Origin of the sequence: Rhodococcus sp. NJ-530, assembly GCF_003860625.1 — a bacterium.
Taxonomy (GTDB): domain Bacteria; phylum Actinomycetota; class Actinomycetes; order Mycobacteriales; family Mycobacteriaceae; genus Rhodococcus_F; species Rhodococcus_F qingshengii.
On record NZ_CP034154.1, the window covers coordinates 140179 to 157319 of the forward strand.

Consider the following 17141-nt stretch of genomic DNA (forward strand, 5'->3'; position numbering starts at 1 on the left):
AGAGCTTGTTCGCACCAGCCCGGCAGTGCGGCACGCGCACGAACGCCGGCGAACGCTGTTGCTGCAGTTCGCACCGTCTTTCGCCGCATTCGATGAGCGGACAGGATGCTCGTAGCCACTCGACCTGCCATGCAGGCAGCGGACAGGCTCGGTTACGGCGGATTCGGTGTGCAACTGCCATCGCAACTGCACACCGAATCGATCAGGATGCGGCCCAGCCGTAGAACAGCCAGCCGGCCTGCTTAGTGCCGAGGAATCCGTCGCACGTCTTCCGTTGCAATGACACCGATGCTTTCGCGTTCACGTCCTTCGCGGTCAGCGTCGCTTTCACCAGCGGTTGACCATCTACACGGCGGGTGATCGAGATGACGTCCAGATCAACAGTTTCGGCCAACGAGGTGGCCCCGATCCCCTTCATCGCTTCCCTCGCAGCCGCCTGGGTTCGGTGGCCGAGCGCCCACGCTGGTAGCTGGTTCTGGTTCGAACTCACCACGAAGTGGCGAGTCTCCCGCTGTCCGGTGGTCGTGGTGATCTTCGCACGTCTCGTGACGTTGGTTTCCCGAGCTATCAGGAACCAATCCGCAACCTCGTCTTCCGACCGCCCCAGCTTCTTTCCCAGTGCGGAGCGCAGTGCATCGTGGTCTGAGTACACCGACCACGGCACCTGGAGGCTCACTGTTACCCGTCCGTCGTTTTCATACACCGGTTGTCGTTCTTCAAGAAGTGGAATCGCTTCGCATGCACTCCATTTGTCGAGTCCGTCCACGCGGTCGCTCGCTAGAGTGAATGCGGCGGCCAAGCTCATTGGGGGAACACGAACGGGATTCACTCCCCGGGTCGTGCTGATGGTGCCGTTGTAGCCGTTGTTTCCGTACTCGAGTACCGCCTCGGCACACAAATCTTCGTAGACCGCCTCAACGTCACTGTTCGTATACACCACTTCATGGAAATCGTGACCGCCCATGCTTACTCCTGTTGCTCGCGTAGATATTTCGTCTCCACACTCACTCCAGCGGCCAAGCGGCGCGGCACCCCTGATCACCCCGGACAGCTCGCCGACACGGCGTCTGTGCATGGACAGCGCTGGTTCCGGAGGCTGCGCGGACAACCTCTGGATCGGTACGCCTGCAATCCGCCCGTGTTCGCATCCGGACTCCGCCGCTCAGGCATCCGTCAGCGAGGAATGCACTCGTCAGAGAAGCATGCCCTCCAGGGGAGGTGTCAGGCCCGGGATCACCTCGGGATGAGCGTGACGAGCACTGATCAGATCTACGACTCGTTGGTCGAGGAGTATGCCTGGATCCAGATGACGCTTTGCCCGCGTCAAGCCCACATACGCCAGCATCTGCTCATCTCTTAGATCGTCGAGGTCGAGAGGGAACGGAGCATCGTCCGGCTCGAGCTCCCATTCGTGGCTGATTCGCACTCGATCGAATTCCAGGCCCTTAGCTTTGTGACAGGTAGCCGAAACCAGTTCGGCCCTATCTGGTCTCACTGTCGATGCCATCGCTGCTCGCACCTCGTCGACGCCGTATGTGTCGACCAATTCGACCAGGGTTTTAAGTTCCCCTCTCCTGGCGCGTTCTCTACGTAGTCCTGCAGATCTGCCCATGTCGTGAATGCGGCCAGATCCGCGTCTTTGGGTGATTGCCCGGCCTTCAGCAGTTCAGCGGATTCGCAGAACCGGGTAGCTGCGGCGGCGTCACCGATCAGTGCAGTCGTCTTCCCTGCCTGCTGGGCTGCGATCACTTCGGTCAGCGCAGCACCATTGGTCCGGCACAACACTGCATCGACAGGATCGGAGATCGAGATCAGCCGCGATTCCACGTTCTCGTTGCCGATGACCTGCAAGGTTGTGCCGAGTTTCCTGAGGTAGAAGTTCGCGGTGTCTGCGACCGCTGGCCCGAACCGCCATGACTTCGTCAGCGACAAATATGTGGCGCCGGCGACGTTCGACATACTGTTAATGGCGCCGGTGAAGCCGTAGATAGCTTGGTTCTCGTCACCCACACGTATCCGCTGCATATGAACTTGATCGCGAATAATGCTGTCGATCAACGGATTCGCATCCTGTGCTTCATCCAACATCAGGTAGTCACCTTGCCGACCCACGATGGGGTGGGTATCCGCCCACAGCTTCAACATGTGGGTCGGTGTGAATTTGATGGTCCAGTTGTGGGGGTCGCGAATCGCAGCCCACGCGCGGCGGGCAATCGGGAGAACATGGCCGACCAGTTCGTCCCGCTGCGCGCTGCCGACGTCGATTCCCCTCTGCTCGGGGACGTGCTGTGGTCCGATCTGTTCGTCCATTGTTTTGCAGAACTCGTCGACTGTTGCGAGCGCCAACCTTGTCACCGGATACTGCGCGAGTACCCGCGGGCCATCGCCGCCTGCAGAGAAGAAGATTTTGTGTGAACTGATCGCCTCCGCCATCTCTCGGAACTTCGATCGCCCGCCATCGAGCTTCGCCAGGAGTGGACCGTGCGCGGTGTTCCGCAAGTGACGGAGCGCGAACGCGTGTGCAGTCGATGTCTGCACTTGTTCAGGAAAGTGTGCTTTCGCTTCGGTAGCCACGGAACGGTTGAACGCGAGGTACAGACCGTGGCGTCCCGGATTTCTGGCTGCTTCGATCCGTGCGATCCCTTTCAGGGTTGACGTCTTTCCTGTGCCGGCGAGGGCGCAAATGACGAGGTCTGCGCCGGTGTCGAATCCGTCGAGGATTCGAGCTTGTTCCTCGGTGGGATCGAATCCGCCCATGGCAGACCTGACTGTGTGGGTGTCGAGAACCGGGTGCTCCGCCATCACGATGGGGCCGGTGATCGGTGCCGACTGTCTGGCGGCTTTCGGCGTGACTTCGCCCAGCGGGACGAGGTCACCTGCGTCGCATCGTTCGATCATCGCGGCCATCAAGAGGCCACATGCGTGCGCATCATCAGCTGCGCGATGGCTGTTCATTCCCGGCAGTTCGAGTAGATCCAGCAGCGTGGCGAGCTTGTGGTTCGGCGCGATCACCATCGTCCGGGCTGCCGCGAGTGTGCAGATACCTTGCCACTGCGGTCGAGGCAGTTCCAAGCGAGCGTATTCGGCTGTGAGGAAACGATTCTCGAACGAAAGGCTGTGCGCGACGACTCCGCTGCGTCCCACGAACTCGGCGAGGTCCGCGAACACCTCCTCCGATGAAGGAGCCGACCACACCATGTTCGGGGTGATTCCGTGTATCCGCTGCGCGTGGGGATTCAGCGGAACATCGTATCCAGGGTTGACCAACGATTCGAATCTGTCGATCACTTCTCCCCGGTGGTTCATCTTCACCGCGGCCACTTCGATAACCCGGCCGTCGTCCGAGACTCCGGTGGTCTCAACGTCGATCGCAACGAATGGCGTCCGCGTGAGAATTCCCGGCTTCCCAGTCTCCGTTTTGCGGACCTTACGTTGCGTGATAATCAGATCGGTCATGGCGTCCCTTGCAGATGTGGTGATCTCCGATGGGGGACAACTTATTTGCAGCTACTGACATGTGCGTCACCGGCTCCCGGCAGGCTCCCACAGAACCAGACACGATCTTGTAGGAAGGCACTGCACGAAGGGGCAGCTAGGGCTCCAGGACAGCTCGACTGCGAATCTCCTAGACGCCTCGCTAGACCAGGATTTCTCCGCCCAGATGCTCCGGACCGGCCGGATCACACCACGATCGACCATTCCGCCAGTCGCATCACAAGTGTTGCAGCAATTCCCGTACCGGTCAGAACTTCGAGCACCCCGGCCCAGTCCGTCCAGTCGCTGGGTAGTCGCCCGCGGATTGCGATGACGAGCACTGCAAGTGCCGATACCAACACCGCGGTAGCGACGCCGAATAGGGAGCTGCCGGCGTGCACACCAACTGCCATCCCAACTCCGACAGCAGCGAAGGCGATTAGCCCGACAGCCCGCCCGTACGGCCCCGTCTCGGAAGTGGCGGGCACTCCCGTGGCAGGTTCCACGCTGTCGCGCGCATTCTCCACAGTTCGATCTCCTTGCTGTCGCGTCTCTCTGGCCTTTTCAAACTGAGCGTCGCAATGGCCAGAGATCCGTGCGGCAACCTCCGAAGAGGGAAAGAGACAGCCGGCGGGTGTGGCAGGACGGATTGAGAACGCAAAACATGGCGGCGAGCTCGGGTTCAGTAGCACTACCTAGATCGAGGGCTCAAGCGTCGATGCACCTTCGCATACAACGCAAGTGCAGTTTCCATGTATTCGTAAGCTGCGATGATGCGGGGGTCGTCGGGATCTTCGCCGTCAGCGATGAGCAGTGCGCGGTCGTCTTCGTTCATAGCCTGTTGGACGCATCCGGAGCCGTCCTGGTTCCCTCCCGGCCTGCGGTAAAACCCTCCCGTGAGCTTCCCCGTACTCAGCGGTGATCGACAGGAAGACTGATGGCGTCTTCGGTAACGCACAGGTCGAGAGTAACGGTGTTCTGATGGTTTCCACTGGTAGCAGCCACTTTTACCACGGCAATCCAGACCGAGGTCGTCGTGCGCAGCCAAGCGAACTGGGTGCCGGCCATGATTCCGTCGATATGGATGGCGGTGGCTTTCACATGTAGCGGTATCCGGTCAGCACGTGGCGTATGGCGGGCAAGACCGAGGGCAATGTCCATGTCCACGAGCACTTTCCGTGGTGGTGTGAGCCAATGGATGTTGGGGTGCTCCGGCCAGGCGTCGACCCATCCATGGGTGTCGATCACAGTGCCTCGAGCAGTCGAGTATCGCTGGCATTGTTCTTCGGGGCGCCATCGAGCGCCTTCCATGTCAGGTTGCCTGTTCCGTCGCGGACTTCCATACGCTGTGTGCGGCGTTGAAATCCCTTGCCGGCAGCCGCGACGTCGAACTGGACGGCGTTTATTCGACCACGCCCGCCTTCGACTCCTCCGTAGCCTGTGACAGTGGCTTCGATACGCAGGTCCACACCTGGCCAGTTCCCTTGCGTGACAAGAAGTACAGAACCTTTCGAGCGAGCCCGAGCCGTGACAGCCCGCGCCCGACTCGGGGTGACGGCTGCTCCGGACAGCCCGAGAACAACTACGTCGACTCCGTCTAGCATTATCGCGGCGACTTCTACAGCAGCGTCCCGAGGATCGGGTATGAGCGCGATGCGGGAGAGATCACCACCGTGTTCGGTAACGGCGAGGAGTCCGAGTCGGGGCAGGCCGATTACCGCCGCTCGGTGCCCGGCAGCAGTAGCGGCCGCGAGAAGGCCGACGAGGATGGATGCTGCGCCATCGACGGCGGCGACGGCGCCTCGGGCGAGCCCTCGGTGTGGGAGTAGCGCCGCGATCGGGTCGGGCACAGGCAGCACCCGGAGCGTTGATCGGGTCGTGTCCGTACTCGCAGGCGTCTCGACCTTGCGAACTGGCTCAGCGATCGACTCAGGTAGGGCGTCGACGTTGTTTCCAGCGGGGATCGCAGCGATCTTCCGACGGAGCTGTTCAAGCTTTTGCGCTTTGGACAGCACCTCCGAGGACGGTTGCCGCTGTTCAGGCAGATTCGTGGTCACAATCTGCCTCCCACTGCCGGTCTCTCACTCCTTCACAGTACTAGAACGTATGTTCGATTCGATAGTTTGGGTGTCGACAAGGGAGGATTCGTGGGCAGTACTGCCAGAATCCGGCCGCTCTGCGGTAGAGATCAGATATTCGCGCCGGATTCCACGTGGGCCACTCCAGCGGAGGTCTTTCCGCGTTCCTGACGTTTGGCGTCCAGCTGGTATCCCAAGAGAATTCCCAGCGAGAGCACCGTCGTGGACATTAGCGCGCCCATGACGAACTTCCCGGTGAGGCTGCTGTAGATGTCATTGTGATTTACGAGTGCATGCGCGGCGATGAGGCCCGCGACGAGAGAGGAGAAGCCAAGGACCAGTTGAACCGACGTGTGTCGCGCGACGTAGGGATCGCGGTGTCCGTTGAGTACATCGACGATGAACATCATCCCGAAGATTATCGGTGAGATGACCAAGAAAGTGACCATTCGGGTTCCTCTCGTTCGTACGACAGGTCAACTCAAAACCCAAGCAGGACTGCACAGTCCCCATCCATTTGGAAGGTCTGGAACGACATGTTCGGGTCCGTCAGCGCTTGTCTCGAATGGCGGCGCTGATCATCGCAGCAAGCTCATCCGCAATCGGATCGATCTCTACCGAGACCGTTTTGCCCGCGACGCGCTGCTCTATCAGTGCCTTCGCCGACTGTTGGAACGCGGTCGGCCTTCTCTGGAGCATCCCGTCGAAGATCGTCTCGTCGATCTGGCCTTCGTAGAAGGTCTCGTCGTCCTCGGATTCTTCATTCAGCGGTGCCATCTCTGCTCCCCTCCACTGCTTCCGCGAAAACTCTCTTACGCAATACGGTGTCATGCTGGGCTCCGCCCATTGCCGTTCTACTTTGGCCCCTCTCGATCGCGGTGGGTATCTCAGCGCGCTACTACGAGGCTCAAATGGGCAGTGAGCAGGTCATCAATACGGGTGGGAAGATCCACGTCCTCTCGCATGATGGGGGCGGCATTGACTATTCCGACGAATCCAGCGCACACGTTCCAAGCGAGGTGGTGCGCGTGTGCGGTGTCTCTGATAGTTCCGTCTGCGATGCCTTCGTCGACAACGTCACCGGTGGTATCGACCCACTGCCGATAAGCCTGATGCGCACCCTCGATTCCGGCTTCGAGGGTCAGTTTCATGCCGGCACGCAGTTGCAGATCACTCTCGACGCCGCGCGAGAGGTCGAGGAACACCCTTCTTAGCTTCTGTGCAGGGGGTTCTGCGGCGGTGCAAGCGCCGGAGAATGCGGTCTCGACGGCACTCGACCAGCCGTGAACGAGCTGCTGGGCAATGGCCTCTTTGGATGGAAAGTGATAGAAGAGAGCACCTTTGGAGAGATCTTTGCTCGTGATCACGTCCTTGATGCTGGCAGCGCTGTATCCCCTCGCGTCAAAGATCGCGGCCGATGCGTCGAGAATCGCGTGGCGGGTGGTGAGCGCGCGCTGCTGCATGTGACGTGGGGAGCCACCGGAGGGTCGGTTGATGGTGGGCCGAATCGAATCGTTCATCGTGGCAGGTCCGTTCTTGTGACTGTTCATCCCTGGTTTTGGCGCACTGTCAGGGGCACCTTGTGGGTAGAGGTTTACTCGTTCGTTCTCGTTGCTTGCTGCGGCGGTCGCATAGGAGGGCGATGGGCGTCGAGGACACGTTCCGCGTCGGTATCGCGCGGTATCGTCATCTGCTGTCATCGTCGTGACCTCCGGTTTCAAAGCTGTGTGTTCGGGCCCACTGTTGCTGCCAATGTTGCAGTGTGCGGCACCAGTGACTTGGCGAACAGCAACATAACAAGGTCATTTCGGTGGACAGTAACTGATGGCTTGCCCGATGCAGGGCTGCGGTCAGCGGATAGATCCGGACAGCAATCCCGCGACCACCAGGCTGGACTGAGCCGGCCAGTGCCCACCCGAAACATGTGGTGGGCACTGGGCGCTCTCAGAATTCGATAGACGCGGCCACGACTGTGTAGAACTCCTGACCGCCATTGTCGAAGTACCGGGAAAGCACCTCATCGATGTCCGCTGGGATCGGCCCATCACGCTCACCCCACCAACAGGCGGCGAACTCTGCTGCGGCGGCCTTCGCTGACTGCTCGTCAAAGTGCACAGTGACGTTCGACCCGTGCTTGTGCTCGATGACCAGCACATACAGTTCCGTGATCTGATGGGAATTCAAGTCGTCGTCTTCGACGAGTGGATCCGCGAATGCGGGCGCGTCGCAGTCCGCCGGGTAAAGCCGCCATGGCCCCTCCCCTGTCGGGTGGGGAAGCTCTGTGCTGTCCGATGATTCGTCGTCCCGCCACAGACCGAACACTGCCGACATTAGGCACGCGAGGTCTCCGTCGTCGTAGGCGGTATTTGTGCCGGAGTCACGGGCGCGAAACAGGTGCAAGGCTTTCGCGCGGTCCGCTGCGGTGATCCTCGAGCATGTGTCGGTGACGGTATTCGATCGCATATCGATCGTCCTCTCAAACGTTCTGTCGGGGGAGAAACTCTGTATGCGAGAAATGGCAAGGGCCGGAGAGTTCCCAGGAGGGTCTCTCTCCGGCCCGGATGACGTTCGGATCAGCGCGCGAGCGCAATTCGCGCATCGCGGCGTTCCCGGCGGGAAGCCTTCGCCTTGAGCGCCTTACGTTCTCCTGCCTTCCAGTTTCGAGAACGGCGGGTCTTCGCGAATGCGTCGACCTCGTCGCCGCCCACAGTCTTACGCTTCATTTCGATCTCCTTCGCAGTCGGTGTGTTCTTCACCCACTGTCGTCGAAGCCATAACGCAGTGCGGCACAACAGGCCTTGTGAGCACGCGAAACATCCTGTCGCAACGGCTATCTGACCAGGACAGGATCGACACTGCAGAAATGACACGGCGGGGTATACCCCACCTCTCAATACCGTCCCGCTATGCCACAAGCCAGGGCCGATCGTTGACGACTGTGAGAATCACGACCCATCGGACAGGAGCTACGAAACGTGCGCCCGGCAACGATCGTTTCCCACCCTTGCCTGCTCTGTTCCTTCCGGGCGGGTCTCGAAGCTCGAGATTTCAAGCGATCACGCTGGTGCTGACGCGTGGTCACAGAGGGACTGAAATGCACGTTGATACCGGCGATTACAGCGCAGCCGTATTGCACAGCTCAGCAATACTAGAAAACAGCCTTTTAACTGCACTTATCCTGCTGTGCCGCACTCATTTTCGATGCCCCGGATTGTGAGTTCTGCTCGATGGCCTGCCGGTACACACACCACACCTGGCAGGTCTCCCCCAGATCTCGGAGGCAAAATTCATGGGAAAAACTCGCGACATCGTCGCCGACGCTATAGCCGCGCTGGAACTGCAGCGCGACCTCGTCGACGGCTTTCCACTCACCGGCGACCAACGCTCCACATTGCAGGCATGGCCCGGGTGGGGTTCGCTGGCATCGGCATTCGCCCCGGAGCCTTCCGGGAAGTGGCTTCATCTGGCCGACCAGCTCGATTCACTGCTCACCCCTCCCGCACGCGCTGCTGCTGCCGACATTGTCGACACGGCCTATTACACGCCCCCAGAGGTGGGACAACGTCTTTGGCAGATCCTTACCGCTGCAGGTTTCACGGGCGGCCGGGTGCTTGATCTCGGCTGCGGACACGGCGCGCTCATTTCGGCTGCCCCGGACGGACTGCCTATCGACGTTACCGGCGTAGAAGTAGACCCCACGTCCGCGCGTATCGCTTCACTGCTGCACTCGCGTGCCACGATTCACACTGGCCGTTTGCAGTCACGATCGTTGCGCGACAACTACTTCGATGCAGTCGTGGCGAACGTCCCGTTCTCGTCCGTCAATGTTCACGACTCAGTGCACCGGATCAACTTGCCGTTGCACAGCTACTTTCTCATGCGCGCGGTCCGAGCGGTTCGCCCTGGCGGCTACGTCGTGGCAATTACCTCGCGGTTCGTGATGGACTCCGGCACCACCGGCAGTGAACTGGCTCGTCATGCCGACCTCGTAGCGGCAGTACGGCTGCCCTCGGGCACCTTCCCTGGAACCGATGTTGTGGCTGACGTGCTGGTATTGCAGGTCCGCGCGCCCGGCCAGAAGGCTTCGGGCTGGATTGACACGGTCAATTTCTCGCGGAATCCCGGTTACCGACTGGGAGCAACTGTCGATGAACGCGACGTCGTCGACACCCCGTTGGGTGAGGGCCAAAACGCTACAGCGGTACGCGTGAATCGGTATTGGGCATTGCATCCGCTTCATGTGGCAGGTGAGATGCGCGCAACCGGCAACCGATACAACGGTTTAGCGGTCGTCACTGACGCCCCCGGCCCAGCGGTAGATGCGGCGATCGCCTCTGCCTGCAGCGCGCTACCTGCAATGACCGCTGCTCCTATCGCCGATGACGGGCTTTCGGATGTAATCCTGGTAGACGCGCAAGGTCGCAAAGAGCGTTCGTTTCACGTCGTAGACGGGCAGATCTTCACTGTGACCGATGGTGCTCTTGTCCAGGTACAACGGCCGGCGCGGGAGTTGTTCGATCTGATCTCGCTTCGAGATGCGGCCATTAACTTGATGGACCTCGAGTCCGATCCGGACTTGCCCGACGAAACGATCGCTCCCGCTCGCGCACATGCTCTGGACCTGTACAGGCTGTACGTCGCAGCGTGGGGCGCGTTGAATCGGTGCACTGTGCGTGAGGGGAAACCTGATCCGGAAACTGGAGTCCCCGCAGTGTCGGTGCGTCGTCCATCGATGGGCGGGTTCCGCCGCGACCCGGACTACCCGCTGGTCTTGGCGCTGGAAAAGTACGACCCCGACACTTCGACAGCTGAGCCGGCAGCAGTACTGCTAGGGCGGGTCAACAAGCGACCGGTGCGGGTTGAGCGTGTCGACACTGCGGCCGAAGCGCTGGCCGTCACTCTCGGTGAGGTAGGCCGCCTGGACTTGTCGCGAGTAGCTGAGTTGTTGGGGCTCTCGAGCCTGCAATCTGCAGCGGCGGCGCTCGGAGATCTGGTCTACTCGGATCCACAGAACGGCGGGCGATGGACCCCGGCACGCGACTATCTGTCAGGCAATGTTCGGAGCAAGTTAGACGCAGCACGGCGCGCTGCGAAGCTCGATCCCGCTTACCTCCGCAATGTGGCAGCCCTTGAGGAATCGATGCCCACGCAACTCGGAATGCATGACGTACGAGTGAGTTTGGGGGCTCCGTGGCTAACGCCGGACGATATCGGAGCGTTCCTCACCGAAGAACTCGGCACCACGTATACGGGGGCGATTCACCATTCGCCGTCAATCGCGTATTGGGAGTTGTCGTCGTCCCTTCGATGCTCGCCTGACGCGTCGGTCCTCTACGGCACCGAAGACATGTCCCCGATCGAACTTCTCCAATGCGGGCTCAACGGCAAACGCCCTGTCGTCTACATAGACGTTCTCGACGACGGGGTCTACCGACGCGTACGTAGCCCGCAGAGGACCGCTGCTGCGGCCGACCGACTGCAAGCCCTCCACGAACGATTTAGCGTGTGGATCTTCGAGGACGAAGCACGCCGCGAACGGGTTCTGGCGGCCTACAACTTGCGGTTCAGTTCCCATGTCACTCGTCGCCCCGACGGGTCACACCTGACTGTTCCTGGAATTTCTGCTGGGCTCACCCTGTGGCCTCATCAACTCGACGCAGTCGACATGGTGCTCTCCCGTCCCCGTGCACTGATTGCACACGCCGTCGGCGCCGGAAAGACCTTGGAGATGGTGTGCTCAGCGATCATGCTGCGACGCTTCGGTTTAGCGAACAAACCCTGCATTGCTGTCCCCAAAAATATCTTGGAGCAGATAGGCCGGGAGGCGCAGCAGGCCGCGCCGGCCGCGAGGCTTCTCATCGCTACAGAGGAAGATCTCGCGCGCGATTCTCGCCGGTTGTTCGCGGCACGCTGCGCTACCGGCGATTGGGATGCCGTGATCATGACCCACGAGGCGTTCTCCACGCTCGGGGTCGACCCGGAGTCCGAAGCGGAGTGGATCGAAACCCAGAAAGCCACCGTCCGCGAGCACATGAACAACGAGCCCGAATTCGGTAGGGGCGCACGTCAAACGGCCAACGCCGTAAGGTCATTGGAAGAACAGCTCGACCGGCTCCGCTCGAATGTGACTGATCCCGATCAAATCACGCTCGAACAACTCGGAATCGACTACATCCTGATTGACGAGGCCGACAAGTTCATCCGGATACCGGTTGCCACCCGCGCCGACGGATTCTCGCTCGGCTCGTCCAAACGCGCTACTGACATGTTGCTCAAAGTGGAGACTTTGGCGGCCCGGTACCCGAATCGACCGGTGGCGTCGATGTTCACCGGAACCCCGTTTCGCAACACTCTCGCTGAAATCTACTGCTGGGCACGGTTTATGATTCCCGACCGTCTCGACCAGATCGGTTTGGCCCATTTCGACGCGTTCGCTCACACGTTCATCCGGTGGGAGACTCGAATCGAGGTTGCACCCGACGGGTCGGGCTTCCGGACTCATACCCGCCCGTCCACAATCCAGAACCTGCCCGAACTCCGCGGCCTGCTAAACGAGTTCGCCGACCTTCTTCCCACCGACGCGCTCGGGCAGAAGCGCCCGGCCCGCAACGATCACACCGTTGTCGTCGATCCTGGCCCGCAGATCCTCGACTACGTTGCGGGGCTGGTGTGCCGGGCCGAGAACCTGCAGAACACCAACAGCCGAATCCGCGGCTCAGACAACATGCTCACCGTGTGCGGAGACGGCCGCAAGGTTGCTTTGGATCCCAAGCTTGTAGGCATCGAGATCGCGTCACCGAAACTGCTCGCCGCCGCTGAGACCATCGCTGCGACCTACCGTCGAGGCCTCGACCGTACGTTCAACAACACCACTCCTGGTGTCCTGCAATTGGCGCTCTGCGACCTGGGCACCCCCAAACCAGACGATGCGTCCACCTATGGCAGGCTCCGGCAACTGGTGGTCGAACTCGGGGTCCCGGCCAACCGCGTGCGTTTCGCACACGAGGCTACGACACCGAAATCCCGGGAAGCTCTACACGCCGCCTGCCGTGACGGGTCAGTATCCGTGTTGCTCGGGTCGACGCCGAAAATCGGTATCGGAACGAACATTCAAACCCGTCTGTCTACCGTTCATCTGATCGCGCCGCCCTGGCGCCCGTCCGATGTCGAACAGGGCGAAGGTCGCGCGTTCCGGCCAGGGAACCTATGCGAGTCCGTAGACGTGTTCACCTACGTCACCGAACGCACCTTCGATGCCTACTCGTGGGAAGTGTTGCATCGTAAGTCTCGTGCCTTCGCACACTTGTACTCCACCGATTCGACGATCCGGGAGGTCGACGACATCGGAGATACAACATTGGCGTACGCCGAGATCAAAGCTGCGGCTTCGGGGAACGTATTGCTACTCGAAGAAGCCGAGATCAAATCTACGGTGCGTACGTTGCGCCTTCGGCGGGCGACGCATCTACAGAATGTGCGCCGCGCCGTCCAGCAAGCCGACCAGTGCGCAGCAGCGGCCGAACGTCTGCGGCGTCGTGTCACCGCGCTCGATGAACTGTACAAAGACCTCGACGACCGGCCAATCATGTTCGACCGGTTGGTCGACGACATCGGGTACTTAATCACCCGACCACATCGAAGCGCATCTGTCGGCCCGCTGACTGTGGAAACGGAAACGTCCGAAGGCCAGATCATCGGATTCACGATCCGGCACGACTACACGACACTGGCGGACGTCCCGGTCTCCCGATCTCAGCTCCGACGGGGCGCAGCCCGCATCGCACCAGCAGTAGCAGAGACGTTGCACCGTCTCACCGCCCCAGAGCGAACCGAATCCGCTCGGTTGCAACAGTCGATCGAACGGCTACGAGCGGAAGAGGACGCTGCTCGCAACGCTGCGACCTCGCTCCTGTTCCCTGACGAGCAGACGCTCGTCGCCGCCGAAGCCCGCCTAGCTGCGATCGGTGCGGAGATCGCCGACGCCCTCGACAGCGACCGCCAGCACAGTCAGGCGGCCTGACCGACGCGGGGCAGGTGTGGACCCCTTCGCCTTGCCGCACCTGCCCCGAATCCCACACCAGCGAACCGGCCCTCACAGATCAGGTGTGGGGGCCGGTTCGCTGGTGCCGGCGGCAGCAAAGAGCCGGACAGGTCCACAGACAACTTCCCCCACAGCGCGGCCGGACAGCCACGACCACAAATGACCCTGGCGACTTACGAGAAACCTCTCGTAAGTCGCCAGCGGTATCTGCCTCTCAGGCGGCGTACACAACACGTCCAGACTCTCGGCCAACCAAGCCGCCGTCCAGAACCCACCGGACGAACAGCGGCTCGCTCGAATCGAAGTTGGCGTACTCCACCTCGCCGGTTACCCCCAACTCCGCGACAACAGAGAGCGCCGCTTCGGCCGCTACGGCGTCCCAGGGATAACCAGCATCGCGCAGCGCACCTCCACCGCCGAACCGGATGTGCAACGTCGACACCGTGCCGTCTACCCGAAAGTGCTCGCACTGCTCTGCCAGTGCGCTCGTACGGAACAATCCAGCCAACATGCCAGCGAGCCGCGCATCAGGACTGACGTCAGAGAACTCACCCCGTGTCTCCGCACCACATGACGCCAGCGAAGCAATCGTTGCCGCCACTGTTGCATCCAACCCACCATCGTCGTCACTTCGATCAGCGACGACGAATGCTCCACGGAAGCAACGACTTTGTCCTTCACCCATTGTGTCCCTCGATTCTGTCTGCGAAATCCGATACGCCAATGGTCACCAGGGACGACTGCGGGTGCGGCACGCCGACCTTATTCTCCGCTCGAACCGAGAGCCCGGACAGGACACACACCCAACGGATCCGATTTCCAACACGCGCTGGCCCACCGAGACCCCGTAGCTCTCTATCCGGTCGCCGCACTGACGCGCACCCACCACCGCTCTCGCGCTTCGGGTCCAGTTCACGGACAGCGTCCGCCCGGTGCGCGATGCCTTCATCACTTTGCATGCACCGTGCCGACGAGGCTGACAGCTTGCTCCACACGACCCTGCCCTCATCGGCGACAGTTCCTGTTTGTCGCGCTGAGTGTCTGCGTGGCGAGGCAGACTGCTCGCTATGCAATCCCCGCATCCCACGGCGCCGCACGATGCAGCCGATACGATCACCGCGCTCAGTAGCTCTAGTCGCGCGCTCGAGGACCTATCCATGCTGCCCGCGGCACCGGGCCTTTACGCGTGGTGGGCGGCGCCGGAGGTGTTCTCTCAGCTCCCGGGGCCCACACACCCGACCAACGCCGGGATACGGCTGCTCTACATCGGTCTCGCCACGAACCTGCGCCGGCGGATTATCAGTAATCATCTGCGCCGCAGCGGATCATCCACCCTCCGCCGCACCCTCGCCGGGTTGCTCCTCGATACCGAGCACTACCGGACCCGACGCACTGATCGCGTCGTCCTCGTCGACGAGGACGAGATTCGACTGACTGCCTGGATGCACACCCATCTACGATTGACCTGGTGCCAGCACCCCTCACCGGCCGCGGTCGAAGCCACCGTGATTGAGCAGTGGTCACCACCGCTCAATGTTGCTCATGCCAGCGGACCTGCCCGTGCCGTGATAGAGGCCGCACGCGCGGCCTACTCCGCCAGTGTCTGACTCGCCCGGACACGACAATGCGCCCAGCCCGCTATCGAATGTGGACAGATCGCCTTCCGCCTCAACAGGCCGCATCGGCCTCCCTGCCACCGTCGAGTTGTGCAACCTGAGCAGTTCCCATCACCGAAAAATTTTGATCTCTTCGAGACAGCTCCATTCCTCCCACACACACTGCATTTCAGGTGTTCGAGGGGTGCGGTCATGACGGAGTCAGAGCCCGTCAGTCAGGCTGAGTCCTGTGCTGAGTAACGGATTGTTGATGACATTCGTGCGCAAGTACTCGATCTGCGCGGTTAGGTTGGCGCGCAGCGCCGTGAGTTCATCGGACATTCGCGTGGTCTCGGAAGTAGCCATCTCATTTAGCGTGATCTGGGTGTACGCCTCCTGGAGGCCTGCCTCCTGCTGCTCGAGCTGATCAAGTGCCTGCATCTGTTTGATCAGTCGATCCAACGGGGCGAGCTCGTTACGGTATGCGAGCAGTGCGGCGACCCTGCGCACCAAACTCGCTCGCATTTCACTGATCAACCCAGCATTGCGCTTGACCGCCTGCAGAAGACGTTCCGCGTCGGGTCCATCTCCACCGAGGATGTCCCGGTCTACAGCGTTCGCACGCATTTGCTTGCCGAGTATCGCAGCGCTGCTAACGATTTCGTACAGTTCTCGATCTAGGTCAAGCCGAATTCGGTGCTCGTCGAGAAGTCTCGATTTCCATGCTGCACTCTTGCCGATATCAGCAATGACATGATCCGCAAGGTACGCAATCTTCTGCGCGTCCCCGCAGTCCTCTCCGTTACCGACTGCTTCGAATCCTGTTCGCCTGTGGGCCTTGCGAAGCTGCGCACGCTCTTCGCGTGTCACACGGAGCGGCTGCCGTACTGCACGTACAGCAGCCACACCCCCCACCAGCGCGAATCCAGCTGGAATGGCGAACGGAATCGCCAGCCCATAGATGTTCGAATCCTCAGTGGTGGCGAGCACTCCGATTACTGCCAGCCCAAGAAGCACAAAAGCAATCGCGGCCATCCCCAACATGACGAATGCAGTTTCCTGACCGGAGCCCGGAGGCAAGTCGTAGTAGCCATCGAGCCCGGCCTGTCGGCGTGCGTCTCGCTTTCGTGCGAGCTCCGGTGTGATCGAGTTCGAGTCGAACTGTTCCAGCTCCGCAAGTCGCATATTGGCTGCCGGGTCGTATTCAGTGATGTCAGAGAGAAGATCCTCGACCTCGGCCGGGGAAACCACAGCGTCGTTCACCGCGCCGGCCGGGAGGAAACGCGGTGACGGGTCGTTCGATGGTGTCGTGCTCATCAAGAACATCTCCATTCTGCTGTGTAGTGATGAATCCTAGTGTTCAGTGCCGACGGGGCAGCTACGCATTGGTGTCAGGCGGACACTGGGAGGCTGGCCGAATCATGTTGAAAGACAGTGTGAGCGATCCTGCATCGCCACCCGTCCCGCACCAGTTGCATCGGCATTACGCAGCACTCGGGGACCATGGCAGCCGGAATGTGGGGCGACGTCGGCGCCGGCCGATGTCGGTGCTCCCAAGGCAGCACACCGAGTCCCGAAGGAAAACGTGCTGAAAGATCGGAGTACAGCGCGATTCGGTCATGCTTGAGCAGGTAGACGAGCAGCTCACTGATTGTCGTCACCCCTGGAATCGGGGACGTGCCCCCGACGCTGCGGCCATCGGTGTCCAGCCACACGAAGTCCGTACCGGAGAGGTTCCAATGTCGAACCATATCCATCCCACAGTCCTCACACGCTGTCGTCATCGCTGCCGCCAGCATTGGGAGCGGGAAGTTGGGTGAGCAGGGGGTCGACGTCATTTCAGCTGCCTCTCGATGATGGGAATCGAACTCAGCCAACGATGAGCGAGACCCGTTTCAGGCGCGGCACACTCGATCACCGATCCGGACCATCTCAGCCCAACCCACGTCGCGA

At 61.0% G+C, this 17141-nt stretch carries 17 protein-coding genes; 2 read left to right on the forward strand and 15 right to left on the reverse strand.

Annotated features, from left to right (window positions below; genetic code table 11):
• Positions 1 to 202: 202 nt before the first annotated feature.
• The 12 genes from EHW12_RS31045 to EHW12_RS34830 form a co-directional block, all read right to left on the reverse strand.
• Positions 203 to 964: a hypothetical protein gene (locus EHW12_RS31045; protein WP_047269123.1), complete on the reverse strand. Its 762-nt coding sequence runs from the start codon at positions 962 to 964 to the stop codon at positions 203 to 205.
• A 228-nt stretch (positions 965 to 1192) separates the two neighbouring features.
• Positions 1193 to 1507, reverse strand: a complete 315-nt coding sequence (locus EHW12_RS34820; RefSeq protein WP_277426216.1) for a 3'-5' exonuclease — start codon at positions 1505 to 1507, stop codon at positions 1193 to 1195.
• Positions 1492 to 3456, reverse strand: coding sequence for an exonuclease domain-containing protein (locus tag EHW12_RS31055; protein ID WP_125053059.1), 1965 nt, complete (start codon positions 3454 to 3456; stop codon positions 1492 to 1494). Before EHW12_RS31055 ends, EHW12_RS34820 begins: the two co-directional genes overlap by 16 nt.
• A gap of 224 nt (positions 3457 to 3680) precedes the next feature.
• Entirely contained in the window at positions 3681 to 4001 is a 321-nt protein-coding gene (locus tag EHW12_RS31060) for a hypothetical protein (RefSeq protein WP_047269125.1), read from the reverse strand.
• A gap of 164 nt (positions 4002 to 4165) precedes the next feature.
• The gene (locus tag EHW12_RS34825) at positions 4166 to 4309 is read right to left on the reverse strand and encodes a hypothetical protein (RefSeq protein ID WP_155419140.1); all 144 of its coding nucleotides are present in this window, start codon (positions 4307 to 4309) and stop codon (positions 4166 to 4168) included.
• A 77-nt stretch (positions 4310 to 4386) separates the two neighbouring features.
• Positions 4387 to 4722, reverse strand: a complete 336-nt coding sequence (locus EHW12_RS31065) for a hypothetical protein (protein ID WP_047269126.1) — start codon at positions 4720 to 4722, stop codon at positions 4387 to 4389.
• Positions 4719 to 5531, reverse strand: a complete 813-nt coding sequence (locus tag EHW12_RS31070) for a hypothetical protein (RefSeq protein WP_052959774.1) — start codon at positions 5529 to 5531, stop codon at positions 4719 to 4721. Before EHW12_RS31070 ends, EHW12_RS31065 begins: the two co-directional genes overlap by 4 nt.
• 131 nt (positions 5532 to 5662) lie before the next feature.
• Positions 5663 to 6001, reverse strand: a complete 339-nt coding sequence (locus EHW12_RS31075; protein WP_047269127.1) for a hypothetical protein — start codon at positions 5999 to 6001, stop codon at positions 5663 to 5665.
• Positions 6002 to 6101: 100 nt separating this feature from the next.
• Positions 6102 to 6329 (reverse strand): hypothetical protein, encoded by a 228-nt coding sequence (locus EHW12_RS31080; protein WP_047269128.1) that lies wholly within the window; start codon positions 6327 to 6329, stop codon positions 6102 to 6104.
• A gap of 110 nt (positions 6330 to 6439) precedes the next feature.
• Positions 6440 to 7072: a TetR/AcrR family transcriptional regulator gene (locus tag EHW12_RS31085; RefSeq protein WP_164490651.1), complete on the reverse strand. Its 633-nt coding sequence runs from the start codon at positions 7070 to 7072 to the stop codon at positions 6440 to 6442.
• A 424-nt stretch (positions 7073 to 7496) separates the two neighbouring features.
• Entirely contained in the window at positions 7497 to 8015 is a 519-nt protein-coding gene (locus EHW12_RS31090; RefSeq protein ID WP_047269130.1) for a hypothetical protein, read from the reverse strand.
• 110 nt (positions 8016 to 8125) lie between these two features.
• Positions 8126 to 8275 carry a hypothetical protein gene (locus tag EHW12_RS34830; RefSeq protein ID WP_155419141.1) on the reverse strand — a complete coding sequence of 50 codons (150 nt, stop codon included), beginning with the start codon at positions 8273 to 8275 and terminating at the stop codon, positions 8126 to 8128.
• 566 nt (positions 8276 to 8841) lie between these two features.
• Between EHW12_RS34830 and EHW12_RS31095 the strand changes: the two genes are divergently transcribed.
• Positions 8842 to 13572, forward strand: a complete 4731-nt coding sequence (locus EHW12_RS31095; protein WP_125053061.1) for a methyltransferase domain-containing protein — start codon at positions 8842 to 8844, stop codon at positions 13570 to 13572.
• A 235-nt stretch (positions 13573 to 13807) separates the two neighbouring features.
• On the opposite strand, the gene EHW12_RS31100 is transcribed toward EHW12_RS31095, so the two are convergent.
• Positions 13808 to 14278, reverse strand: coding sequence for a hypothetical protein (locus EHW12_RS31100; protein ID WP_047269133.1), 471 nt, complete (start codon positions 14276 to 14278; stop codon positions 13808 to 13810).
• Positions 14279 to 14660: 382 nt separating this feature from the next.
• On the opposite strand from EHW12_RS31100, the gene EHW12_RS31105 reads away from it, so the two are divergent.
• Entirely contained in the window at positions 14661 to 15200 is a 540-nt protein-coding gene (locus EHW12_RS31105) for a GIY-YIG nuclease family protein (protein WP_125053063.1), read from the forward strand.
• Between the two features lie 210 nt (positions 15201 to 15410).
• Here EHW12_RS31105 and EHW12_RS31110 read toward each other — a convergent pair whose 3' ends face one another.
• Both EHW12_RS31110 and EHW12_RS31115 read right to left on the reverse strand, forming a co-directional pair.
• Positions 15411 to 16505 (reverse strand): hypothetical protein, encoded by a 1095-nt coding sequence (locus EHW12_RS31110; protein ID WP_125053065.1) that lies wholly within the window; start codon positions 16503 to 16505, stop codon positions 15411 to 15413.
• Between the two features lie 74 nt (positions 16506 to 16579).
• Positions 16580 to 16945 (reverse strand): hypothetical protein, encoded by a 366-nt coding sequence (locus EHW12_RS31115; RefSeq protein ID WP_125053067.1) that lies wholly within the window; start codon positions 16943 to 16945, stop codon positions 16580 to 16582.
• Positions 16946 to 17141 lie beyond the last annotated feature (196 nt).